This is a genomic window from Streptomyces sp. NPDC002889, assembly GCF_042888425.1.
Taxonomy (GTDB): domain Bacteria; phylum Actinomycetota; class Actinomycetes; order Streptomycetales; family Streptomycetaceae; genus Streptomyces.
Genome location: NZ_JBIAPT010000033.1, coordinates 56,882 through 80,122 on the forward strand (window position 1 = coordinate 56,882; position 23,241 = coordinate 80,122).

Below are 23,241 nucleotides of genomic sequence, written 5' to 3' on the forward strand. Positions count from 1 at the left end.
TCAAGAGTCCCAGAGGGCGCCCAGCGACAGAAGATCGCTGCGGTACTCGATCCGCTCCGCCCACTCCTTGGGCCACGCCCCCGCCCCCAGGTGTGCCCCCGCGAACGCGCCCGCGAGGCAGGCGATCGAGTCGGAGTCGCCCTTGGTGCAGGCCGCCCGGCGCAGGGCCGCCACCGGCTCCTCGGGGAACATCAGGAAGCACAGCAGACCCGTGGCGAGAGCCTCCTCGGCGATCCAGCCGTCCCCGGTGGCCAGGCACGGGTCCAGCTCCGGCTCGGGCGAGCGCAGGGCCGCGGCGAGCCGCTCCAGCATCCGCAGGCACTCGTCCCAGCCGCGTGCGATGAATGCCTCGGGCGACGGGTCATGGGAGTAGGTCCACAGGTTGCCGAGCCAGTTGTGGTGGTAACGGGCGCGGTTGTCGTAGGCGTACGAGCGCAGCCGGCCCACCAGTCCCATCGGCTCGGCCCCCTGCGCCAGCAGGTACACCGCACGCGCCGTGAGGTCGCTCGCCGCCAGGGCGGTCGGATGGCCGTGGGTGAGGGCGGACTGCAACTGCGCCGCGCCCGCCCGCTGTTCTTCGCTCAGCCCCGGTACGAGTCCGACCGGCGCGACGCGCATGTTGGCGCCGCAGCCCTTGGAGCCGATCTGGCTGGCCTGGGTCCAGGGCAGGCGTTCGTTGTCCAGCAGCTCGCAGGCGGCCAGGCAGGTGCGGCCGGGGGCGCGGTTGTTGTCCGGGGAGTGGTACCAGGACGTGAACTCCTCGCGCAGCGGCCGCAGCAGCCGGGAGCCGACCAGAAGCCCGCGGTCCATCGCAGTCCGTATGGCCCGGCCGAGGGCGAGCGTCATCTGGGTGTCGTCGGTGACGAACGCGGGCGTGGGCAGCTCCATCTGCCGCCATGGCCCGCACTTCGCGAGGATGGAGGGCACATCGTTGAACTCGGTGGGGAAGCCCAGCGCGTCCCCGAGGGCGAGTCCGGTCAGCGAGCCCGTCGCGGCCTGCTTGGTGATGGTCCTGTGGGTCCTCAGGGTCGTCATGGGTGTCGTCCTTCCGGTCGCAGGAGCGGCGGGTGGAGCGCGCACGCTTCACCCGCCCGGTACAGAGCGGCCGGTTTCCCCCGCCCGCCGGTGAGGCGCGGCGGTCCCTCCACGACCTGGACGAAGCCGGGCGTGGTGAGGACCTTGCGCCGGAAGTTGGGGCGGTCGAGTTCCACGCCCCAGACCGTCTCGTACACCTGACGCAGCTCGCCGAGGGTGAACTCGGGCGGGCAGAAGGCGGTGGCGAGACAGGTGTACTCGAGTTTGGCGCCGATGCGGTCGTGGGCGTCGGCGAGGATCTGGTTGTGGTCGAAGGCGAGGGGCCCGTACGTCCCGAAGGGCGCCCATTGGGCGCGCGCCGCGTCGCCGCCGCCGCGCGGTTCCGGCAGATCCGGCAGCAGCGCCGTGTAGGCGACGGAGACGACCCGCATCCTCGGGTCGCGGTCCGGTTCGCTGTATGTGCGCAGCTGTTCCAGATGGAGGCCGGCCGCGGTCTCCTGCGACAGGCCGGTCTCCTCGGCAAGTTCGCGGCGCGCGGCGAGCTCCGCCGACTCGGAGGGCCGGACGAAGCCGCCGGGCAGCGCCCACGAGCCCCGGTACGGCTCCTGGCCTCGCTCGACGAGCAGTACCTGCAGCCGTCCTTGCCTGACCGTGAAGACGGCGAGGTCGACGGTGACGGCGAAGGGCGGGAAGGCGCCCGGGTCGTAGCCCCGCATCATCGGCTCTCCGGAAGAGGATCGGCGAGGTCCCAGCCCTCGGCGAGCAGGGCGTCCACGGCCGCGACGGCGGTGGCAAGACGCTGCTCGTGCGGTCCGGTCAGTTCGACGACGCTTCGGCCGGTGCGGGTCAGCTCGTCGCGGAACCGCTGGGTCATCCAGGGGCGCAGTTCCTCGCCGTCGCGCAGCCCGTCGTCCTCGAAGGGGACGCCGTCGTGGTCGGTGAGCAGCCACAGGTGGTGGGTGACCCGGTCGGCGATCTCCTCGACCAGGGCATTGGGGCCGCCGACGTACCGCTCGTGCCACACCGTTGTCGCGAAGGAGTCGGTGTCGCAGAACAGAACGGGCGATCCGATGCGGGCCATCCGGTTCTCACGGCGGTTCTGCCGCTCGGCGATCACCGGAAACTCCTCCGAGGTGAACTCCACGTCCTCCCACTGGGCTTCGGGCCACAGCTCGCGCAGTGCGGCCAGCTTCTCCTCGCTGTGGTCGCGCCCGTATTCGGGCACCCACCGGGTCCCGGACCACACTCCGCCGCGCCGCCGGTAGTGCGCGGCGAGTGCGCGCGCCATGGTCGTGGTGCCGGTGGACTCGGCACCGAGCACGACGACACGACGGGTGAGCCACGCCCGCACCGGGCTCTCCAGGAAGTCCCAGCAGCCCACAGGGTCCTTGCGGACGGCGGTCCCCGAGACCGGGAAGAGCGTGCGGTCCTGGTCGACACGGACATGGTCGGCGCCGAAGCGCCGGGCGAGCTCGTCCCCGTAGGGCTCGGAGGTGAAGACCGCGTCCACGCCCTGTGGCACCGCCTCCTGGAAGATCGTCATGTGGGCGTCCCAGACAGCGGGGTCGTTCAGGTCCACCGGGATGTCGTCCACGGCCCCGACGACCCGCACGTCCGGGTGTACCTCCCGCATCCAGGCCACACGGTCCGCGAGCGGGACCGACTCCACGGACGCGGCGCACACGAGCACGGTGAGCCGCTCGCAACGGTCGGCGGCGGTGCGTACGAGATGGTGGTGGCCGGCGTGCGGCGGATAGAACTTCCCGAGCACCAGGCCGTGTCCGTAGCGCCTCATGCGCTCACCTCCACGGTGTGCGGCCGGCGTACGGCGAGGTCGCGCGACCAGCTGCGCAGGCCGATGACGCACAGCGTCATGAAGCCGACGTACAGCAGGGAGGTGAGATAGAGCTCCTTGTACAGGTACAGCGGGACATAGACCACATCGGCGGCGATCCACAGCCACCACGACTCGAGACGCTTGCGGCACTGCCCGTAGGTCGCCATCAGGGACAGGGCGGTGGTCAGCGCGTCCCAGAAGGGGACGGTCGAGTCGGTGGCGCGCTCCAGCAGGAGGGTGAGGCCGAATGTCCCCACCGCCCCCGCCGCGATCAGCCACGTCCACTCGGTGCGGGTGGTGCGCCGCACCGGGAGGGCGCCGGAACCTGGTCCACCCCCGTGGGTCCAGGTCCACCAGCCGTACCCGGCGAGGGTGATGAAGACGACCTGCAGGCCGGCGTCGGCGTACAGGCCCGCCTGGGCGAACAGCAGGATGAAGAGAACGTTGTTGGCGATGCCGATGGGCCAGTTGGCGATGTGCTGGCGGGCAACGAGCCACACGCACAGTGCGCCGCTGCCGAAACCGAGGAACTCGGTCCAGCTCACCGGGGTGTCCAGCACGGTGAACAGCGGCCGCTGCAGGGGTTCGAGAATATCCGCGAGACTCACACCGACTCCTTAATAGTCAGGTTGACTATAAAGGGCAACTGCCCTCGCCCACAAGACAGAAGAGCCCGCGACCGAAACGGTCGCGGGCTCTTCTCGGCGGATGCGTGCGGCTACAGGCCGACTTCCTTCATCAGCATGCCGACCTCGGTGTTGGTCAGGCGCCGCAACCAGCCGGACTTCTGGTCGCCCAGCGCGATCGGGCCGAAGGCGGTCCGTACGAGCTTGTCGACCGGGAAGCCGGCCTCGGCGAGCATGCGGCGGACGATGTGCTTGCGGCCCTCGTGCAGGACGACCTCGACGAGGTAGTTCTTGCCGATCTGCTCGACGACCCGGAAGTGGTCGGCGCGGGCGTACCCGTCCTCGAGCTGGATGCCGTCCTTGAGGCGCTTGCCCACCTCGCGGGGCAGCGGGCCGGTGATGGCGGCGAGGTAGGTCTTCTTGACGCCGTACTTGGGATGGGTGAGGCGATGGGCCAGCTCGCCGTGGTTGGTGAGCAGGATGATGCCCTCGGTCTCCGTGTCGAGCCGGCCGACGTGGAAGAGACGGGTCTCACGGTTGGTGACGTAGTCGCCCAGGCACTGGCGACCGTCCGGGTCCTCCATGGTGGAGACGACCCCCGCGGGCTTGTTCAGCGCGAAGAAGAGGTGCGACTGGGTGGCGACGGTCAGGCCGTCGACCTTGATCTCGTCCTTCTCGGGGTCGACGCGCAGACCCTGCTCGATGACGATCTGGCCGTTGACCTCGACCCGCCCGGCGTCGATCAGCTCCTCGCAGGAACGCCGCGAGCCCATGCCTGCGCGGGCGAGCACCTTCTGCAGCCGCTCCCCCTCCTGCTCGGCACCGGGGAACGTCTTGGGCGTCGTGACCTGTGGCTTGTTCGCGTAGCGCTCGCGGTTGCGCTCCTCCGAACGAGCGTCGTACTCACGCGAACGCGCCGGAGCCGTGCGGCCGCCGCCCCGCTGGGGGGACTGCTTGGGCCCGCCCTTGGCCCCGCCGCGGGCGGTGCTGCCGCGCCCCTTCTTGGGCCCCTCGGAGGAACCGCCCACGTCGTAGCGGCGCTCCTCGGGACGCGGCTTGCCCGCGCGCTTCTGCTTGTCGTCGCGGTCTCCCCCGGCCTTCGGCCGGGAGGGGCCTCCGTCCGCACCTCGGTAGCCGCCGCGTCCGCCGCTGCTCCCGCCACGGTTTCCGCCGCTGCTTCCGCCACGGTTTCCGCCGCTGGTCCCGCCGCTGTTCCTGCCGCTGCTTCGCATCAAAATTCCGTCGTCTTGTCGTCTGCGTCGTCTGAATCGCCGGTGTCCGGAGCGTCCGGATCGAACGACGGAACGCCTTCCTGCGTCTCGGCCTCGATCGCCTCCGCCTCCGGAAGGAAGGGCGCCAGCTCCGGAAGCTCGTCCAGGCCGCGCAGGCCCATCCGCTCCAGAAAGTAGTTCGTCGTCCTGTACAGGATCGCACCTGTTTCGGGTTCCGCGCCCGCCTCCTCCACCAGACCCCGCTGGAGCAGGGTGCGCATGACCCCGTCACAGTTCACTCCGCGCACCGCGGAGACCCGGGAACGGCTGACCGGCTGGCGGTACGCGACGACCGCGAGCGTCTCCAGCGCAGCCTGTGTCAGGCGTGCGTGCTGTCCGTCCAGGACGAAGCGCTCGACGGCGTCCGCGTGCTCGGCGCGGCTGTAGAAACGCCAGCCGCCCGCGACGAGCCGCAGCTCGAAGCCGCGGCGCTGGACGGTGTACTCGTCCGCCAGCTCCCGCAGCGCGTCGGCGACGGCCCGGCGCGGCTGCTCGAGCACCTTGGCGAGATGCTCCTCGGTCGCGGGCTCGTCGACGACCATGAGGACAGCTTCGAGTGCGGGCTTGAGCTCGCTCACGCCTTCTCCTCCTCAGCCTCGGGAGCCTCGGGGGCTCGATCGAACTCATCGGTGACAGTGGCCATGGTGTCGCCGCCGGTCCACTTGACCAGGAGCTCGCCCAATGCGTCCTCCTGCTCGAGTGCGACGGCCTTGTCGCGGTACAGCTCGAGCAGGGCGAGGAACCGGGCGACCACGGTGAGGGTGTCGCCGACGCCCGCGGTCAGCTCACCGAACGTGGCCCGCCCCCGCTCCCGCAGCAGCCCCACGACGATCTCCGCCTGCTCCCGGACACTGACGAGGGGCGCGTGGATGTGATCCACGTACACCTGCGGCTTGGGCCTCGGCTGCATGGCCTTGACGGCGAGCCTGGCGAACCCCTCGGCGCCGATGCTGATGACGACGTCGGGCAGCAGTTCGGCGTGATGGGGTTCGAGCCCCACGGTACGGGGGTACCGCCGGGCCTCGGTCTCCAGCCGTGCGCTGAAGATCTCGGCGATCTGCTTGTACGCGCGGTACTGCAACAGCCGCGCGAAGAGGAGGTCCCGTGCCTCCAGCAGCGCCAGGTCGGCTTCGTCCTCCACCTCGGCGGAGGGCAGCAGCCGGGCGGCCTTGAGATCGAGCAGTGTCGCCGCGACGACGAGGAACTCGGTGGTCTGGTCGAGATCCCAGTCGGGCCCCATGGCCCGGATATGGGCCATGAACTCGTCGGTGACCTTGGAGAGGGCGACCTCGGTCACATCGAGCTTGTGCTTGGAGATCAGCTGCAGGAGAAGGTCGAAGGGCCCTTCGAAATTGGCGAGCCGTACGGTGAACCGCCCGTCGTCGCCGGGCCGGGGGGCCTGCTGCCCCGCCTCTTCCCCGACGCCCGGGGACGGCTCGGCGGAGCCGCCCGGGTGCCGGCGCGCGGCCACGGCAGTGTCGGAGGCACGGTCGGCCGCCGCGGGCAAGCCGGCAGCGTCGGCCCGATCCACCGCCACAGCCGTCGCGGCCCGCCCCGCAGGGGCAACCACCTCGGTGTCGGGGCGGGCGGAGGACTCGTCCTGCGTACGGGGCGAGGCAGGATCCGGCGACACATCGCGCAGCGAGCCCGTGCCGGGACCGCGGCCCAGGTGGCGGCGGGTGGGGCGGGCAGGGGCGTCGTCGGTCGGGGGCATCGTGGTCCAGGGGGCGGAAGGAGCGTCGCGCGCAGGCTACCCCGTCAGCGCCCGCGCAGGCGTCGCACGAGGATGCTCGCGTCGCCCCGCTGTTCCAGGTCCGCCAGCACCACCGCGACCGCCTCGCGGACGATACGCCCGCGGTCGACGGCCAGGCCGTGCTCGCCGCGCAGCACCAGTCGCGCGTGCTCGAGGTCCATCAGTTCCTCGGCGGAGACATAGACCGTGATCTTCTCGTCGTGCCGTTCGCGCCCACTGGGGCGGCGGTTCGCCCCACGCCCGCGGCGCCGGGGCTGGGCAGCCGCGGCGGCCTGCGTCTCGGCCTCCGGCGCCCGGCGCACCTTCTGCGGCGCTGCGGAAGACGCGGCGGCCGCGGCCTGTTGCGCCGCCTCCGCGCCCCGGCTGCGTTCCTCCCCGGGAGCATCCGCCTCCGCGGCCGAGTGCTCCTGTGAGCCGGTCGCGCCCTCCGCAACGGAGTCGCTCTCCCCGGCCGGTGCCGGCACCCGAGGCTCGCCGTTCGTCTGCCGGCGCGGCGTTGACGACAGCGCCATGCCCCCGGTCGTACGGAACAGCTCGTCGGCCCCGGGCAGACTCACTCGGCGTGACACCGGGCGAGCACCTCCCTGGCGAGCTGACGGTACGCGGCGGCGCCGACGGAGTTGGACGCGTAGGTGGTGATGGGCTCACCGGCGACCGTGGTCTCCGGGAAGCGCACGGTGCGCCCGATGACCGTGTGGTAGACGTGGTCGTCGAAGGCCTCGACCACCCGGGCCAGCACCTCGCGGCTGTGCACCGTACGGGAGTCGTACATCGTGGCGAGGATGCCGTCGAGCTCCAGGTCGGGGTTGAGGCGCTCCTGGACCTTCTCGATCGTCTCGGTCAGCAGCGCCACACCGCGCAGCGCGAAGAACTCGCATTCCAGCGGCACGATGACCTTGTGAGCGGCCGTCAGGGCGTTCACGGTCAGCAGGCCGAGCGAGGGCTGACAGTCGATCACGATGTAGTCGTACTCCGACAGAAGCGGCTTCAGCGCACGCTGCAGCGTGGACTCGCGCGCGACCTCGCTCACCAACTGTACTTCCGCGGCCGAGAGATCGATGTTGCTCGGCAGCAGGTCCATGTTGGGCACGGCGGTCTTCAGCAGCACCTCGTCCGCCGACATGCCCCGCTCCATGAGCAGGTTGTAGACGGTGAGATCGAGCTCCATCGGATTGACGCCGAGGCCGACCGACAGGGCTCCCTGAGGGTCGAAGTCGACGAGCAGCACGCGCCGTCCGTACTCCGCGAGTGCCGCACCCAGGTTGATGGTCGACGTCGTCTTGCCCACGCCGCCCTTCTGGTTGCACATCGCGATGATCTTCGCGGGGCCGTGGTCGGTCAGCGGTCCCGGGATCGGGAAGTACGGCAGGGGACGCCCGGTGGGGCCGATGCGCTCGCGGCGCTGACGGGCAGCGTCGGGGGCGAGGGTGGCCGCGTATTCGGGATCGGGCTCGTACTCGGCATCGGGGTCGTAGAAGTGCCCCTCGGGGACTTCCTCGTAGGCGGCGAAGTGGGTGGACTCTCGGCCACTCTCGTTGCCGGCCATGGCGTTCACGTGTTGGCCGTCCATCATCTTCATCGTGTGGGGTGTCGTCATGTGCGTCGTGTGCTGGTGCGTCGCGAACGTGCGGACAGCGACGGAGCCGACAGCCTCGAACCCGGACGACGGACCCTGGCCCGTCGTCGGGGGTACCACCGCGCCCTCCGGGCGCACTGGGGGTGCCCCCGCGCCCTCCGGGCGCAGGGGGAGCGTTCCTGGTTGCCCACCCCCGGGAGTAAATGTCGACTCATTCACAAGTCGTCTTACCTCCTTGGACGTGACCAGGAAACTTATCGATAGGTCAGCGTGGCACCATGCCGACGATTGGCGACTCTATGGCGTGTCACCGGTCCGCAGCAACACAATCCGCCGGACCCGGCCCGATGTGTCGGCAATCGAACATCCTCCTGTCAAGGGTGCACAGGGGTTCCAGTGTGCTTCCGCGCGCGCGTTTCACGGGTGCGCGAAACGGTTAAAGGGTTGTGTTCGAGGCGAGTTGAGCGGACACGCCCAAAGCGGTCGGATACACGTACGGCCGGACCTCGCTGACAAGGTCCGGCCGGGCGCGTGATGTTGACGTCGCGCGTTGACTGCTCAGCCGAGCAGCGTGCTCAGTTCGACGCTCCGCAGACCGTGGGCCTCGGCCACCGGTCCGTAAACGACCTGGCCGTCATGGGTGTTGAGACCCTTGGCGAGCGCCGGGTCGCGGCGCAGGGCCTCGACCCAGCCCCGGTTGGCGAGCTCCACGATGTACGGGAGCGTCGCGTTGGTGAGCGCGTAGGTGGAGGTGTGCGGCACCGCGCCGGGCATGTTGGCGACGCAGTAGAAGACCGAGTTGTGGACCATGAAGGTCGGCTCGGCGTGGGTGGTCGGACGCGAGTCCTCGAAGCAGCCGCCCTGGTCGATTGCGATGTCGACAAGTACACTTCCGGGCTTCATCTTGGCGACGAGCTCGTTGGTGACCAGCTTCGGCGCCTTGGCGCCGGGGATCAGAACCGCACCGATGACGAGGTCGGCCTCGACGACGGCCTTCTCCAGCTCGAAGGCGTTGGAGACGATCGTCTTCACCTTGCTGCCGAAGACCTTGTCGGCCTCGCGCAGCTTGTTGATGTCACGGTCGAGCAGGGTGACGTGGAAGCCCAGGCCGACGGCGATCTGCGTGGCGTTCCAGCCGGAGACGCCGCCGCCGATGACGACGGCCTCGCCGGCCGCCGCGCCGGGGACGCCGCCGGGCAGCACACCGCGGCCGCCGGCCGAGCGCATCAGGTGGTAGGCGCCGACCTGCGGGGCCAGCCGGCCCGCGACCTCGGACATCGGGGCGAGCAGCGGCAGCGCGCGGTTCGCGGTCTCCACCGTCTCGTACGCGATGGCGGTGGTGCCGGACTCCAGCAGGGCGTCCGTGCACGCGCGGGACGCGGCGAGGTGAAGGTAGGTGAAGAGCGTCTGGTCCTTGCGGAGGCGGTGGTACTCCTCGGCAACCGGCTCCTTGACCTTCAGCAGCAGGTCAGCGGTGGCCCAGACCTCGTCTGCTGTGGGAAGGATCAGAGCACCCGCGGCGACGTACTCGTCATCCGTGATCGAGGATCCGACACCGGCGTTCTGCTCGACGACGACCTGGTGACCGTTGCGCACGAGCTCGTGCACACCGGCGGGGGTGATGGCCACCCGGAACTCGTTGTTCTTGACCTCGCGGGGGATGCCGACCTTCACGTCGATCACGGTCCTTGGCTCAGGGGAAAATACGGTCAATGCCATGCATACCCGGATACACGAGGCGCACCGGGAGACACCACAAGGAGATGCGGTGGAGCCAGTCTAATGAAGGACTTCTCGCTGTCTAGCCTTGCAAAGCATTAATCTTGGTCCGAAGGACTGCGGATTTCGTAGGTAGAAGCCTCCTCTCCCAGCAGTCTCTCCGCCACGGCCCTGTGCAGGCGGGCGGCCACCGGATCGCCGAGGCGGTCGAGGGTGTCGGCCAGCCTGAGCTGCAGTGCGGCCTGCAGCCGGGCGTCCCCGGCCCGCCGCGCCCACTCCACCGCATCCCGGCAGGTGTGCAGCGATTCCTCGGGCCGCCCCGCGTATTCCTGTACGCGGGCGACCTCGCTCAACGCTCGTGCCTGGGACGGCAGATCACCGAGCCTTCGGTAGCCGGCGACCGCCGCGCGCCAGCTGCGCAGCGCCTCGCCGTAGCGGCCGGCGTAGGTGTGCACGGTGCCGAGCCGCCCGTACAGCCGTGCCTCGTCGGCCCGCTCGCCCCGCGCCTGCCGCTGGGCGAGCGCCCGCCCGTACCAGTCGCCTGCCCGCTGCCAGTCCCCCAGTTCCTGGTACGCGCCGCCTACGGATTCCATCGCCCGGCCGATCGCGTACGGATCGTTCGCGGCCCGGCCGGCGTCCAGCGCGGCCCGGTAGCGGGCCAGTGCGTCCTCGATCCGGCCGGTCTGCGCGTCGAGATCGGCGAGGTTGAGCAGCGCGGCGGCCTGCTCACGGTGCAGTGAGCGGCGCTCGGCGACATCGAGCACCAACTGGTGCAGGCCGTAGAGCTCGGGGGCGGCGGCTTCGGCGCCCCGGTGGGCGGCCAGTGCCCTGACCAGGGCGGAGACCAGTCTGCGCGCCAGGGTGTCCAGCTCACCGTCCTCCACCGCGAGCCGCGCCGAGGCCAGCAGCATGCCCTGGTGGCTCCCCAGCCACTCGGCGGCGGACTGCGGGGTGGAAAAGCGCAGGGCCCGCGGCAGACCCGAGAGTTTCTTGTGGGCCTCTGCCCCCTCGGGTTCGGTGATCGCCCGGCACGACTGGAGCCGCCGCACGGTGCGCTCCAGCATCCGCGCCCGCGCCAGCTGCACCTCGGCTGGCCGGTCCTCGGCCTCCAGCAGCACGCGCAGCAACGGCAGCAGCGCGCCGGGCACCTCGAAGCAGTCGTCGCCGGTCCGCCGTACGAGGCCGAGTGCGGCAAAGCCCTCCAGCGTCGCCCCGGCGGCCGAGACCGAGCAGCCGGCCAGTGCGGACGCGGTGTGCGCGTCCGCCAGCCCGGCGGGCGCGAGGGTCAGCAGTCGCAGGATCCGCGCGGCCGACTGCGACAGGGACTCGTAGACCAGCCGGAAGGCGCGGGCCAGCGGCCGCGCACCCATGGGCTGTTCGTCGTCGTCAGGCAGTCCGCGCAGTTGCTTGGCCGCGTCGTCGACCGATGTATTGGGCCGGGCGGCGAGCCAGCCGCCGACCAGGGCGAGGGCGAAGGGCTCTCCGCCGCACTCCTCGGCGATCGCTTCGGCAGCCTGGGGGTCCACGGTGATACGCACCGAGCCGGTGAAGGTGGTGAGAAGTTCGATCGCCGCTTTGGCGTCCATGCCGCCGAGCGTGCAGGGCCGCACATCGGGGATGCCGGTGAGCGGGCCCCGGGAGACCGCCACCACGAGACAGTCGGGATTGTCGGGCAGCAGCGCGTCGACCTGTTCGGAGTCGGCCGCGTCGTCGAGCAGGAGCACCGCCCGGCGACCGGCGAGCGCCTCGCGGACCATCGCGGTGAGGTCGTCGTCGGCCGCGCCGGGCGGTGCCGGGATACCGAGGCGGTCGAGCAGCACGCGGGCGGCCTCGTCCGGAAGGACCGGCCGCCCGCCGGGCTCGGTCAGCCGGACACGCAGCACACCGTCCGGGTAGTCCTCGGTGAGCTGCCGCGCGAGTTCCTCGGCGAGCGCGGTGCGTCCGGAACCGGGGCGCCCGGCGATCAGGAGCACACGGGCGCGGGGGGCCTTGCGTCCGGCGAGCGTGTTGAGTCCGGCCCGTTCGATGTCGGCGCGCAGCGCCTTCAACTCCCGCTGGCGGCCGAAGAAACGGCCGGCGGATCCAGGGCGGGTGGCGCAGGGCCGGGCAGCCTCCGCGCGGTCGGGGCCGCCCAAGTCCAGCGCCTGATCCGTCACGGGGCCACGCTCCAGTTTGTCCGCGCACGAGCCGAGCCCGTCGGGTCTCCGCACGGGCGTACCGAGCGTAGTTCACTCTCTGCGACGAACCGTGCGGAGCGCGGCGGCGCTATCGCCCGATCGGATCAGCCGATCGTCACATCGGCCACCCGGACGGGCTCAGGCCTCGAAAGGACGGGCGGGCCAAGGGGCTTCCGCCGGCCGCAGCGCGTCGAAACCGGCGCCGTTCAGCGCGGCCGTGGCCGACAGGACCCCGACGACCAGACAGGTGTTGTGGAGGTCGCCCGCCAGCACACCCTGTACGAGCTCGTCGAGGGGAACCCTGGCCAGCTCCATGTCGGCCTCCTCCTCGGAGACCTCGAACCGCTCGCCCTCCGCCTCCGACAGATCGCGGGCCAGGAAGATCCGTACGGCCTCGTCGCAACCGCCGGGCGTGGTGTAGATGTCGGTCAGCACCCGCCAGTCCTCGGCCTTGACGTGCGCCTCCTCGTACAGCTCGCGCTGTGCGGCGTGCAGCGGGTTCTCACCGGGCACATCCAGCAGGCCCGCCGGAATCTCCCACAGCTTGTGCCGTACGGGGTGCCGGTACTGGCGCAGCACCAGGACCCGGCCGGCGTCATCGAGGGCGAGCACCGCCACCGACCCCGGGTGAACCTGGTAGTCGCGCGTGACGACCGTGCCGTCGGGCATGACCACATGGTCGGTGCGGACGCTTGTCTTGTTGCCCCTGAACGGGATCTCGGTCGCTGTGACCGGCCACTCTTCGGGCATGTCCTTGATGGCCATTAAAAGCGTCCTCCCACACACACAACAGGAAACCGGGGCACGGCCGCGAAGGCCCGTACCCCGGTCAACCGTATCGACACCATCGCCCGAAGGCTTACTCGCCCGGCGTACCCGCAGCTTGCTGCCGCTCCACGGCGGCCTTCACCAGACCGGCGAAGAGCGGGTGGGGACGGGTCGGGCGGGAGCGCAGCTCCGGGTGCGCCTGGGTGGCGACCAGGTAGGGGTGGACCTCGCGCGGGTACTCGACGTACTCGACGAGCTTGTTGTCGGGGGACGTGCCCGAGAAGAGGATGCCCGCCTTCTTCTCCAGCTCCGCGCGGTAGCCGTTGTTCACCTCGTAGCGGTGGCGGTGGCGCTCCTCGACGTACGGCTGGTCGTCGTAGACCTCGCGGACGATCGAGCCCTCGGCGAGCTTCGCCGGGTACAGGCCGAGCCGCATGGTGCCGCCCAGGTCGCCCGCGCCCTCGACGTACGCCAGCTGCTCCTCCATGGTGGAGATCACCGGGTGGGCGGTGGCGGCGTCGAACTCGGTGGAGTTGGCGTCCGGGATCTCGGCGAGGTTGCGCGCGGCCTCGATCACGATGCACTGCAGGCCCAGGCACAGGCCGAGCAGCGGGATCCTGTTCTCGCGGGCGTACCGGATGGCGCCGACCTTGCCGTCGACACCGCGCTCGCCGAATCCGCCCGGAATGACGATGGCGTCGACGTCGCCGAGCTGCTTCTGGGCGCCCGACTGCGTCTTGCAGTCGTCCGAGGTGACCCATTTGACCTTGACGCGGGCCTTGTTGGCGAAGCCGCCGGCGCGCATCGCCTCGGTCACCGAGAGGTATGCGTCGGGCAGGTCGATGTACTTGCCGACCAGGGCGACCGTGACCTCGTGGTCGGGATTGTGGACGCGGTCCAGCAGGTCGTCCCAGGTGGTCCAGTCGACGTCGCGGAACGGCAGGTCCAGCTTGCGCACGACGTACGCGTCCAGGCCCTCGGTGTGCAGCACCTTCGGGATGTCGTAGATCGACTTGGCGTCGATGGCGGCGACCACGGCGGCCTCGTCGACGTCGCACATCAGCGAGATCTTGCGCTTGATCGCGGTCGGCACGTCACGGTCGGCGCGCAGCACGATGGCGTCCGGCTGAATACCGATGTTGCGCAGCGCCGCGACCGAGTGCTGGGTCGGCTTGGTCTTCAGCTCGCCGGACGGGCCGATGTAGGGCAGCAGCGAGATGTGCACCACGAAGACGTTGTCGCGGCCGACCTCGTGGCGGACCTGGCGGACGGTCTCCAGGAACGGCAGCGACTCGATGTCGCCGACCGTGCCGCCGACCTCGGTGATGACGACATCGACGTCGTCGGTCGCCATGCGCCGGATGCGGTGCTTGATCTCGTTGGTGATGTGCGGGATGACCTGCACGGTGTCGCCCAGGTACTCGCCGCGCCGCTCCTTGGCGATCACCTGGGAGTAGATCTGGCCGGTGGTGACGTTCGCCGAGCCGTCGAGGTCGACGTCGAGGAAGCGCTCGTAGTGGCCGATGTCCAGGTCGGTCTCGGCGCCGTCGTTGGTGACGAACACCTCACCGTGCTGGAACGGGTTCATCGTGCCCGGGTCCACGTTCAGGTACGGGTCGAGCTTCTGCATGGTGACCCGCAGGCCCCGCGCCTTGAGCAGCGCGCCCAGGCTGGAGGCTGTGAGGCCCTTGCCGAGGGAGGAGGCGACACCCCCGGTGACGAAGATGTGCTTGGTCGTCATGGATTTGGGCGGCATCGCCAAGAGGGGGCTCCCGTGGTCGCGAAGTGAGGTGCTTGCAGGCATCTGCCCAGAGATTCCGGGGTGCCGAAGCTGCGGTTTCGGGGCCCCTGTTTTTCGCAGGGCGGCCACCGGTCCACGGGGTACCAGGGTATCAGCGACCGTCCATGACCGCTTCCGGCCACACTCGCGTGGGCGGCCGGACCGTTCACCGCAGCTCACCCGCCGCTCACCCGTTCGGCGCAGCCAGGTTGTCAGGACGGCCGCGCAGATCACTAGGGTGCCGCGTATCCTGCTCGGACATCGCTGCCGAGCCAGGCCGGCAAACGGCATCATCCCCGCCCGTCACCCGGAACACGCGCTCGTCAACGACCCTTGACTGCAGTAAGCGCCCCGCGGGGCGGACGTGGCCGTTCGACTGGAGATGCACGTGGCCGGGCGCATCGAGGATTACGCACTCATCGGAGACATGCAGACCGCAGCACTGGTCTGCAGGGACGGCACAGTGGACTGGCTGTGCCTGCCCCGCTTCGACTCGCATGCCATTTTTGCCGGGCTGCTCGGCACCGAAGAACACGGTTTCTGGCGGCTGGGCCCGGCGTACGGCGAGAACGCCGAGCCGCCCACCGCCGACCGCCGCCGCTACGTGGGCGACTCCCTGATCCTCGAGTCCGAGTGGGACACGCCGCGCGGCACGGTCCGTGTGACGGACTTCATGCCGCCGCGTGACGGCGCACCGCAGCTGATCCGGATCGTGGAGGGCGTGAGCGGACGCGTGCCGATGCGCTCGGCGCTGCGTATGCGATTCAGCTACGGGCGCGTGGTGCCGTGGGTGCACAAGGTCGACTCCCGTACGGTCGCCGTCGCCGGACCCGACTCGGTCTGGCTGGACACCGACGCGGAGACGTACGGCGAGGAGCTCACCACGTACTCCGACTTCACCGTCGCCCCCGGCGACCGGGTCGCCTTCACCATCAGCTGGCAGCCCTCGCACAAGGAGCCGCCGGCGGTGCCGGAGCCGGAAGGCGCCCTGGAGGCCACCGCGGGCTTCTGGCAGGAGTGGGTGGACCAGTGCACGTACCACGGGCCCTACCGCGAGGCCGTCGTCCGGTCGCTGATCACGCTGAAGGCGCTGACCTACGCGCCGACCGGCGGGATCGTCGCCGCGCCGACGACGTCCCTGCCCGAGGAGATCGGCGGCGTACGGAACTGGGACTACCGCTACACCTGGCTGCGCGACGCCGCGATCACCCTGTCGTCGCTGCTGCGCACCGGCTACCGCGAAGAGGCCCGCGCCTGGCGCGAGTGGCTGCTGCGCGCGGTGGCGGGCGACCCGGAGAACCTGCAGATCATGTACGGCATCGCGGGCGAACGGGAACTGGGCGAGGCCGAGTTGGACTGGCTGCCCGGCTATGAGAACTCCGCCCCCGTACGGGTCGGCAACGGGGCGGCCAACCAACTGCAGCTCGACGTGTACGGCGAGGTCACCGAGGCCCTGCACCTGGCTCATATGACAGGCCTGTCGCGCAACGACTACGCCTCGCTGCTCCAGCTGAAGCTGATCAGCTATCTGAAGGACCACTGGGACCAGCCGGACGAGGGCATCTGGGAGGTCCGCGGGCCGCGCCGGCACTTCGTGCACTCCAAGGTGATGGCCTGGGTTGCGGTCGACCGCACCATCAAACTGATCGAGTCCGGCGATGCGGAAGGACCGCTGGAGCAGTGGCGCGAGCTGCGCGACGAGATCCACCACGACGTGTGCGAGAAGGGGTACGACAAGGAGCGCAACACGTTCACCCAGTCGTACGGCTCGAAGGAGCTCGACGCATCCCTGCTGCTGATCCCGCAGATGGGCTTTCTGCCGCCGGACGACAAGCGCGTCATCGGCACCATCGAGGCGATCCAGCGGGAACTGTCCACGCCGGACGGCTTCATCCTGCGCTACCCCACCCAGGGTGCCCACGAGGGCGTTGACGGTCTGCCCGGCGACGAGGGCGCCTTCCTGGCCTGTTCGTTCTGGATGGCCGACGACCTGGCGATGATCGGACGGGTCGACGAGGCGCGGCGGCTGTTCGAGAAGCTGCTGTCGCTGCGCAACGATCTCGGGCTGCTGGCGGAGGAGTGGGATCCGCGGCTGCAACGGCAGGTGGGGAACTTCCCACAGGCCTTCAGCCACGTTCCGCTGATCGACACGGCACTGCGGCTGACCGCGTCGGGGGCCTACGGCGGATAGGGCCGCGCCGGGGCGCCCGTGCACGCGGGTGCGGGGCAGGACCGCTCGACCCTACGATGAAAAGGTCCCGCTTACGCCCCGGAAGGGGGCAACATGGCGCCCCGAACCCTCACAGAAGAGGCCCTGAACGGGCTCCGCGAAACCCTGGCCGGCGAAGCCATCGCCCCCGGTGACGCGGATTACGACGAAGCCCGCACGATCTTCAACGCGATGATCGACCGGCGGCCGGCGGTCATCGTCCGGTGCGACTCGGCCGCCGATGTGTCGGCGGCCGTGCGCTTCGGCCGGGAGCACGACCTGGAACTGGCCGTCCGCGGTGGCGGACACAGCGTCGCGGGTCTCGCGACCACCGACGGCGGTCTCGTCGTCGATCTGCGCCGGATGCACGCGGTCGTCGTCGACCCGGACGCCCGCACGGCACGTGTCGGCGGCGGAGCCACCATGAGCCATCTGGACCGGGCCACGCAGCCGTTCGCCCTGGCGACCACCGGCGGCCGGGCGTCCACCACCGGAGTGGGCGGGTTCACGCTGGGCGGCGGATCGGGCTGGCTGGAGCGGAAGTTCGGCCTGGCCTGCGACAATCTCGTCGCCGTCGACCTGGTGACGGCCGAGGGGGCCGAAGTCCATGCCAGTGACGACGAGAACCCGGAGCTGTTCTGGGCGCTGCACGGCGGCGGCGGCAATTTCGGGGTGGCCACGTCGATCACACTCAAGCTGCATCCACTGCCTGACATGTCCATCGCCATGCTGCTGTTCCCGGCCGCGCGGGGCAGCGAGGTACTCCCCGTCTACCGCGAGGTACTGGAATCCGCGCCGGACGAGGTCGGCGGAGGGTTCATCTACCTCACCGGCCCGCCCGAGGAGTTCGTACCCGAGCACCTGGTGGGACAGCGGGTGGCCGCCGTACTGGTCACCTACACGGGCACGCTGCCCGAACTGCGCAGGGCGGTGGCGCCGCTGCTCGGTCTCGGCCACGACGCGGAGGTCGTCACACAGATCCCGTACGCCGATCTGCAGTGCATGATCGACGACCCGCCGGGGCTGCGGAACTACTGGTCGGCGGAGTATCTGACCGGACTGCCCGACGAGGCCGTGGACGTCTTCTGCGCGCGTGCGGACAGCATGATCGTGCCCTCGAACTCGCAGCACATCCTCTTCCCGATGGGCGGTGCACTGGAGCGCGGCGACTCCGCCTACCCGCTGCCCTGGCGGACGGCCTCCTGGGTCTCCCACCCGTTCGGGATCTGGGACAACCCGGCCGACGACGAGCGCGGCAGGCAGTGGGTCCGCGACGCGCGGGCGGACGTCATCCCGTGGTCCGTCGGACTGGTGTACCTCAACTTCATCGGCGACGAAGGCCAGGACCGGGTCGTGGCCGGTTTCGGCGCGGAGAACTACCGCAGGCTCGCCGAGGTCAAATCCCGGTACGACCCGGACAACGTGTTCCGGCTGAACCACAACATCAAGCCGGACTGACCGTTGTCCTTCGAAGAATCGCCCAGGTAGCGTCCTGGCAATGGAAACACAGGGCGGAATCACCGTGCAGCGGGCACTGGAACTGCCCGGGTTGCGCAGCGGCCTGCCGGAGGTCCTCGCCGGCGCCGAGCGGCTGGACCGTACGGTGCGCTGGGTGCACGCCGGTGAGGTCCCCAACATCGCCTCGCTGCTCAAGGGCGGCGAGCTGCTGCTGACGACCGGTCTGGGCCTCGGCACCAGGCCGGCCGAGCAGCGCACCTTCGTACGCCGGCTCGCCGAGCGCGGGATCGCCGCGCTGGTGGTGGAACTCGGGCCGAGGTTCTCGCGGCTGCCCGCGACGATCGTGGAGACCGCGCGGGCGGCCGGGCTGCCGCTGGTGCAGCTGCACCGCGAGGTGCCCTTCGTGACCGTCACGGAGGAGATCCACACCGAGATCGTCAACGGCCACTACGCGCTGCTCCAGCAGGCCGAGGAGGTGCACCGGCGGTGCACGCAGGCGCTGCTCGCCGGCGGCGGGGTCCCGCAGGTACTGGAGATCCTCGCCGGCTTCACCGGCGACCCGGTCTTTCTGGAGACCCCCGACGGACAGCTGCTGTACGCAGCGGCCACGCCCGGCGGGGAGCCTGCGGTCGCCGACCCGCTCCAGGTGTGGGAGGGGCTGCGCGGGGGGCGCGAGGCCCAGCAGGACGCGCCCCCCGCGAATGCCGTCCTGGTGGACGTGCCGGGCGGTGGTCAGGGCACCGGGGCCGTACGCGCCCGGCTGGTGCTGCTGGCCTTGTCGTCCCCGCTGCTTCCCGTGCACCGGATGGCCGCGGAGCGTGCCGCGGGCATCCTGGCCGTGGTACTGATGCAGGCACGTCAGGAGGAGGAGCTCGCGGCCCGCGGACGCGGCGACTTCCTGACCGACCTCGCCGAGGGACGCATCGCGGCGGAGGACGCGCCCGCCCAGGCGCGGGTGCTCGGCTTCAGACCGGGCGAAGGGCCGCTGCTGCCCGTGGTGATGCGGCTGGCGGCCGAGCTGTCGCCCACGGGCAACTGGGCGGTGTTGGCGCGGGCGGTCCTGGAGGAGTTGTCCGCGGTCGGCGTTCCGGTGCTGCTGGGCGTGCGGCCGGTCGAGGGCCGGGTGCCGCTGCTGCTCGGTCTGCGTTCGGAATCGGAGCGCACCGCGGTGGCGGACCGGGTCGCCGCGGCGTTGCGGGCCGGGGTCGAGCGGGCGGGCCTGGTGGGCGTCCCCCCGGCCGGAGGCCGGGGGAGGGCGGGCGCGCATCCGCCGGTGGTGGTCGTCGGCGTCGCGGGCGGCTGGGCGGCGGCGAGCGCGGGCCTGCGCCATGCGGCGGAGACGGCCACGGCGGCGCAGGGGCTGAGTGACCGGGCCTGGTACGACGCCCGTCGCCTGGACATCGACCTGCTGCTGTGGCGCCTGCGCGAACACCCGGACCTGGCGGCCTTCGTGGACCGGGCGATCGGGCCCCTGCGCGACCACGACCGTACGTCGCGGCCACCGCTGCTGCCGACCCTGGAGACGTATCTGGATCACGCGGGCCGCAAGGCGGAGACGGCCCGCGAACTGCATCTGAACCGCCAGACGCTGTACAACCGCCTGGCGCGCATCTCGGAGTTGCTGGGCACGGATCTGGAGGACCCGCAGACGGTCCTGGCGCTGAGCCTGGCCCTGCGGGCGAGACGGCACACGCCGTAGCGCGCGACCTTCCCGGCCCGGCCCTGCCCGGGGCGGGCCGGTGCGGTCCGGTCAGCGGAGGCCGGCCGAGACCAGCTCGTCGTAGACGCTGAGCACCTGCGCGATCGTCTCGTCCTCCGTCTGCCACGTCGCCGCCTGCGCTCGGCCAGCCGCCGACAGTGCCGTGCGGCGCGCCGGGTCGGACAGCAGCCGGGTCACCGCGTCGGCCAGCGCGGACGCATCCCCGTAGGGGACCAACTCGGCCGCGTCGCCGACCAGTTCCGGTACGCCGCCGACCGCTGTCGCGACGAGCGGGACACCCAGCCGCAGCGCTTCCTGCGCAAGCAGGGAGCGAGCCTCCCAGCGGCTCGGAAGGACCGCCACGTCCGCCGAAGCCAGCAGGTCGGCGACATCGTCGCGCCCGCCGAGCAGCTGGACCGGCAGATGCTCGTCGTCGATACGGCGCTGGAGTGCGGCCCGTTCCCGCCCCTCCCCCGCGATCATCAGCAGCGGCACCGTCTCGAGCCCGCGCCATCGACGCGCGGCATCCAGCAGGGTGGCGTAGCCCCGGTGCGGGACCAGGCTGCCGACGGCCATCAGCAGTGGGCGGTCCACGATGCCCAGTTCGGCGCGTGTCTTGCCCTGCTGGCCGCGCTGCGCGCAGCTCTGCGGCGCAGCAACCGGTGCGAGGCGGGCGTCCCGCGCGCCCCGTTCACGGGCCCGGTCGACCAGCTCGGAACACGTGCCGAGGACAACCGTCGCCGCCCGCGCGACTCTTCGCTCCAGGAGGCGCAGCACGTGTCGGCTGGCGCCTTCGCTGTGGGACCGGGTGTGCCAGGTGACGACGAGTGGGATGCGCTGACCGCTGAGCGCGAGCGCCGCGCGTACGCCGGCGTGCAGGCCGTGCGCGTGGACGATGTCCGCGCCGGCGCACGCGGCGCGCAGCGCCCCCACGGCCATGGGGTCGCTTCGCCGTGGCAGGGGCGCGAAGTGCGCCCCTGCGCCCGGGAAGTCGTAGACCTGCTCCAGTGCGGCGGGGGCGCACACCGTCACCCGCACGCCTCGTGCCACCAGCCCGGCGGCCAGCGACCTGACGTGCGCGCTGCTGCCCGCACTGCCGCCGCCCAGTACCTGGACCGTACGCAGCTGTGTCACGCGCCAAGGATGCCAGTCCGTACGCACGTTCCGGCACCGCCCCCGCATCGCGCCCGTGTGCGGAACAGGGACTTCGGACGACCGGGATCACTCACATGGGTGATCCCGCCAGGCGGCTGACCTGGGTGCCTCACGCCGCTGCCGCGATGAGCCGGCCGTGTGAAGAGCCGGCACCACCGTGCCGACGGCGATGGTCATGTGACGCAGCCCGCTCCCCGCGTGGCACCAGCACGAGGCCGCCGCGCGCATGCGACGCACCCTGCCGAGGCGCCCGCGTTCTCGGGCTCCGCGCTCAGCCCGCAGCCCGCAGCCCGCACAACGGCAGGAGCACCCGCGCGGGTGCGCCCCCCCGAAAGGCCCTAGCCGTCCGCGCGTGCCGTTGCCAGGAGCTCTTCCGCGTGGGCCCGCGCCGTCTCCGAGTCCTCCTGGCCGGCCAGCATCCGGGACAGTTCGCGGACCCGGTCCTCGCCCTCCAGGACCGTGACGCCGCTTCGGGTCACCGAGCCGTCGCTGGTCTTCTCGACCAGGAGCTGGCGATCCGCGAACGCCGCAACCTGCGGCAGGTGCGTCACGACCACCACCTGTGCCGACTTCGCCAGCTTGGCCAGGCGCCGACCGATCTCCACCGCCGCCTTGCCGCCGACGCCCGCGTCGACCTCGTCGAAGAGATACGTCGGCACGGGGTCGGTCCCCGCGAAGACGACCTCGACCGCGAGCATCACCCGCGACAGCTCACCGCCCGACGCGCCCTTGGCGATCGGACGCGGCGGCGCGCCCGGGTGCGGGGCCAGGAGCAGTTCGACCTCGTCGACGCCGAAGGGTCCGTACACCACCGAACGGCCGTCGACCTCGACGCCCGACTCCTCGTCCGCGGCCTCCGTCTGCCGGATGGCGAACGACACCCGCGCGTGCGGCATGGCGAGCGAGGCCAGCTCCTCGGTGACCGCTTCGGCGAACCGGGCCGCCGCCTCGGTCCGGGCGTCCGTCAACGTCTGGGCGAGACCGGAGAGTTCACTGCGCAGCGCGTCCCGCTCCGCCTCCAGTTCGCCGATCCGGTCGTCGTCGCCGTCCAGCTCGATGAGCCGGCCCGCGCCCTCCTCGGCCCAGGCCAGCACAGCCGCGATGTTCTCACCGTACTTGCGCGTCAGCTGGGTCAGCGCGGCCCGCCGTTCCTCGACCGCGGCGAGCCGCAGCGGATCGGCGTCCAGGTTGTCGGCGTACCCGGCGAGCTCACCCGCCACATCGCCGAGCAGGATGGAGATCTCCCCCATCCGGTCGGCGAGCGCGGCCAGTGCCGGATCGTGCGCGCTTACGGCGTCCAGTGCCCGCCCGGCCCCCGCGACCAGCGTCGTGGCATCGACGCCCTCAGGGTCCTCGGGGTTGCCGGCCAGGGCCGCGTGGGCGGCGGACGCGGCCGAGGCCAGGGCCTCCGCGTGTCCGAGGCGCTCCGCCTCCGCGGCGAGCTCGACGTCCTCGCCCGCCCGCGGCTCCACGCCGGCGACCTCGTTCAGGCCGAAGCGCAGCAGATCGGCCTCCTGCGCGCGCTCGCGGGCCCGCGCCGTCAGCTCGTCGAGCTCCGCGACGACGGCACGCAGCCGCCGGTACGCGGCCGCGTACTTGGCGTGCGGCCCGGTCACCGCGTCACCCGCGTACCGGTCGAGCGCCTCGCGCTGCCGCGCGGGCCGCAGCAGGCCCTGCTGGTCGGTCTGGCCGTGCACGGCGACGAGTTCGTCGGCGAGCTCGGACAGCATGCCCACCGGGACTGACCGCCCGCCGAGGTGCGCGCGCGAGCGCCCCTCGGCAGAGATGGTCCTGCTGATCAGCAGCGTGCCGTCGTCGAGCTCGGCGCCGGCCTCCTCGGCCCGCAGCGCGGCGGAGGCGCCGGCGGACACGCTGATCCGCCCCTCCACCACGGCCGACTTCGCACCGATCCGCACCAGGGCGGGGTCGGCGCGTCCGCCGAGCAGCAGCCCCAGGCTGGTGACGACCATGGTCTTGCCCGCGCCCGTCTCGCCGGTCACCGCGGTGAAACCGGGCGACAGCTCGACGACCGCGTCGTCGATGACCCCGAGCGACCGTATCCGCATCTCCTCCAACACGGACCTGACCATACGAGGTTTCCCCCACCGGATGCGACGTCGCCCTGCCTTCCGGCACGGAATGAGAGGAAACCGGTGCCCGGAGCCCAGGCAGCGGCTT

General features: G+C 71.2%; 18 protein-coding genes. 3 read left to right on the forward strand and 15 right to left on the reverse strand.

Annotation, left to right across the window (positions count from 1 at the left end; translation table 11 throughout):
- The 13 genes from ACFYWI_RS34405 to ACFYWI_RS34465 all read right to left on the reverse strand — a co-directional run bounded on the left by ACFYWI_RS34405 (nucleotide 1) and on the right by ACFYWI_RS34465 (nucleotide 14,518).
- Nucleotides 1-1,035 carry an ADP-ribosylglycohydrolase family protein gene (locus ACFYWI_RS34405; protein WP_389239713.1) on the reverse strand — a complete coding sequence of 345 codons (1,035 nt, stop codon included), beginning with the start codon at nucleotides 1,033-1,035 and terminating at the stop codon, nucleotides 1-3.
- Complete coding sequence (locus tag ACFYWI_RS34410; RefSeq protein ID WP_389239714.1) at nucleotides 1,032-1,754, reverse strand: NUDIX domain-containing protein; 723 nt, start codon at nucleotides 1,752-1,754, stop codon at nucleotides 1,032-1,034. The genes ACFYWI_RS34405 and ACFYWI_RS34410 overlap by 4 nt, the downstream gene beginning before the upstream one ends.
- Entirely contained in the window at nucleotides 1,751-2,830 is a 1,080-nt protein-coding gene (locus ACFYWI_RS34415) for an AAA family ATPase (protein ID WP_389239715.1), read from the reverse strand. Before ACFYWI_RS34415 ends, ACFYWI_RS34410 begins: the two co-directional genes overlap by 4 nt.
- Complete coding sequence (gene pnuC / locus ACFYWI_RS34420; RefSeq protein WP_389239716.1) at nucleotides 2,827-3,480, reverse strand: nicotinamide riboside transporter PnuC; 654 nt, start codon at nucleotides 3,478-3,480, stop codon at nucleotides 2,827-2,829. Before pnuC ends, ACFYWI_RS34415 begins: the two co-directional genes overlap by 4 nt.
- A gap of 110 nt (nucleotides 3,481-3,590) precedes the next feature.
- Entirely contained in the window at nucleotides 3,591-4,733 is a 1,143-nt protein-coding gene (locus tag ACFYWI_RS34425; protein WP_389239717.1) for a pseudouridine synthase, read from the reverse strand.
- Complete coding sequence (gene scpB, locus ACFYWI_RS34430; RefSeq protein ID WP_389239737.1) at nucleotides 4,730-5,311, reverse strand: SMC-Scp complex subunit ScpB; 582 nt, start codon at nucleotides 5,309-5,311, stop codon at nucleotides 4,730-4,732. Before scpB ends, ACFYWI_RS34425 begins: the two co-directional genes overlap by 4 nt.
- A 32-nt stretch (nucleotides 5,312-5,343) precedes the next feature.
- The gene (locus ACFYWI_RS34435; protein WP_389239718.1) at nucleotides 5,344-6,483 is read right to left on the reverse strand and encodes a segregation and condensation protein A; all 1,140 of its coding nucleotides are present in this window, start codon (nucleotides 6,481-6,483) and stop codon (nucleotides 5,344-5,346) included.
- Nucleotides 6,484-6,527: 44 nt separating this feature from the next.
- On the reverse strand, nucleotides 6,528-7,091 hold the full coding sequence (locus tag ACFYWI_RS34440; protein ID WP_389239719.1) for a hypothetical protein: 564 nt from the start codon (nucleotides 7,089-7,091) through the stop codon (nucleotides 6,528-6,530).
- Entirely contained in the window at nucleotides 7,076-8,218 is a 1,143-nt protein-coding gene (locus tag ACFYWI_RS34445) for a ParA family protein (RefSeq protein ID WP_389239720.1), read from the reverse strand. Before ACFYWI_RS34445 ends, ACFYWI_RS34440 begins: the two co-directional genes overlap by 16 nt.
- Before the next feature lie 438 nt (nucleotides 8,219-8,656).
- Nucleotides 8,657-9,772: an alanine dehydrogenase gene (gene ald, locus ACFYWI_RS34450; RefSeq protein WP_389239738.1), complete on the reverse strand. Its 1,116-nt coding sequence runs from the start codon at nucleotides 9,770-9,772 to the stop codon at nucleotides 8,657-8,659.
- 143 nt (nucleotides 9,773-9,915) lie between these two features.
- Nucleotides 9,916-11,973, reverse strand: a complete 2,058-nt coding sequence (locus tag ACFYWI_RS34455; RefSeq protein WP_389239721.1) for a tetratricopeptide repeat protein — start codon at nucleotides 11,971-11,973, stop codon at nucleotides 9,916-9,918.
- 159 nt (nucleotides 11,974-12,132) lie between these two features.
- The gene (locus ACFYWI_RS34460) at nucleotides 12,133-12,759 is read right to left on the reverse strand and encodes an NUDIX domain-containing protein (protein ID WP_389239722.1); all 627 of its coding nucleotides are present in this window, start codon (nucleotides 12,757-12,759) and stop codon (nucleotides 12,133-12,135) included.
- 94 nt (nucleotides 12,760-12,853) lie between these two features.
- The gene (locus tag ACFYWI_RS34465) at nucleotides 12,854-14,518 is read right to left on the reverse strand and encodes a CTP synthase (protein ID WP_389239723.1); all 1,665 of its coding nucleotides are present in this window, start codon (nucleotides 14,516-14,518) and stop codon (nucleotides 12,854-12,856) included.
- 412 nt (nucleotides 14,519-14,930) lie between these two features.
- Between ACFYWI_RS34465 and ACFYWI_RS34470 the strand changes: the two genes are divergently transcribed.
- The 3 genes from ACFYWI_RS34470 (at nucleotide 14,931) to ACFYWI_RS34480 (ending at nucleotide 19,908) form a co-directional block, all read left to right on the forward strand.
- Nucleotides 14,931-16,733 carry a glycoside hydrolase family 15 protein gene (locus ACFYWI_RS34470; protein WP_389239739.1) on the forward strand — a complete coding sequence of 601 codons (1,803 nt, stop codon included), beginning with the start codon at nucleotides 14,931-14,933 and terminating at the stop codon, nucleotides 16,731-16,733.
- A 93-nt stretch (nucleotides 16,734-16,826) separates the two neighbouring features.
- Nucleotides 16,827-18,209, forward strand: a complete 1,383-nt coding sequence (locus ACFYWI_RS34475; protein ID WP_389239724.1) for an FAD-binding oxidoreductase — start codon at nucleotides 16,827-16,829, stop codon at nucleotides 18,207-18,209.
- Between the two features lie 40 nt (nucleotides 18,210-18,249).
- Complete coding sequence (locus ACFYWI_RS34480; RefSeq protein WP_389239725.1) at nucleotides 18,250-19,908, forward strand: PucR family transcriptional regulator; 1,659 nt, start codon at nucleotides 18,250-18,252, stop codon at nucleotides 19,906-19,908.
- Between the two features lie 51 nt (nucleotides 19,909-19,959).
- Here ACFYWI_RS34480 and ACFYWI_RS34485 read toward each other — a convergent pair whose 3' ends face one another.
- Together ACFYWI_RS34485 and recN are read right to left on the reverse strand one after the other, a co-directional pair.
- The gene (locus ACFYWI_RS34485) at nucleotides 19,960-21,042 is read right to left on the reverse strand and encodes a glycosyltransferase family 4 protein (RefSeq protein ID WP_389239726.1); all 1,083 of its coding nucleotides are present in this window, start codon (nucleotides 21,040-21,042) and stop codon (nucleotides 19,960-19,962) included.
- A gap of 359 nt (nucleotides 21,043-21,401) precedes the next feature.
- Nucleotides 21,402-23,129 carry a DNA repair protein RecN gene (recN, locus tag ACFYWI_RS34490; protein WP_389239740.1) on the reverse strand — a complete coding sequence of 576 codons (1,728 nt, stop codon included), beginning with the start codon at nucleotides 23,127-23,129 and terminating at the stop codon, nucleotides 21,402-21,404.
- Nucleotides 23,130-23,241: the final 112 nt, after the last annotated feature.

What these genes read in the sequence shown, in the direction of transcription:
- scpB (WP_389239737.1), bottom strand. Translation starts at nt 5,311, where the DNA reads ATGGTCGTCGACGAGCCCGCGACCGAGGAGCATCTCGCCAAGGTGCTC.
- ACFYWI_RS34415 (WP_389239715.1), bottom strand. Translation starts at nt 2,830, where the DNA reads ATGAGGCGCTACGGACACGGCCTGGTGCTCGGGAAGTTCTATCCGCCG.
- recN (WP_389239740.1), bottom strand. Translation starts at nt 23,129, where the DNA reads ATGCGGATACGGTCGCTCGGGGTCATCGACGACGCGGTCGTCGAGCTG.
- ACFYWI_RS34410 (WP_389239714.1), bottom strand. Translation starts at nt 1,754, where the DNA reads ATGATGCGGGGCTACGACCCGGGCGCCTTCCCGCCCTTCGCCGTCACC.
- ACFYWI_RS34435 (WP_389239718.1), bottom strand. Translation starts at nt 6,483, where the DNA reads ATGCCCCCGACCGACGACGCCCCTGCCCGCCCCACCCGCCGCCACCTG.
- ACFYWI_RS34405 (WP_389239713.1), bottom strand. Translation starts at nt 1,035, where the DNA reads ATGACGACCCTGAGGACCCACAGGACCATCACCAAGCAGGCCGCGACG.
- ACFYWI_RS34465 (WP_389239723.1), bottom strand. Translation starts at nt 14,518, where the DNA reads ATGCCGCCCAAATCCATGACGACCAAGCACATCTTCGTCACCGGGGGT.
- ACFYWI_RS34475 (WP_389239724.1), top strand. Translation starts at nt 16,827, where the DNA reads ATGGCGCCCCGAACCCTCACAGAAGAGGCCCTGAACGGGCTCCGCGAA.
- ACFYWI_RS34480 (WP_389239725.1), top strand. Translation starts at nt 18,250, where the DNA reads ATGGAAACACAGGGCGGAATCACCGTGCAGCGGGCACTGGAACTGCCC.
- ACFYWI_RS34460 (WP_389239722.1), bottom strand. Translation starts at nt 12,759, where the DNA reads ATGGCCATCAAGGACATGCCCGAAGAGTGGCCGGTCACAGCGACCGAG.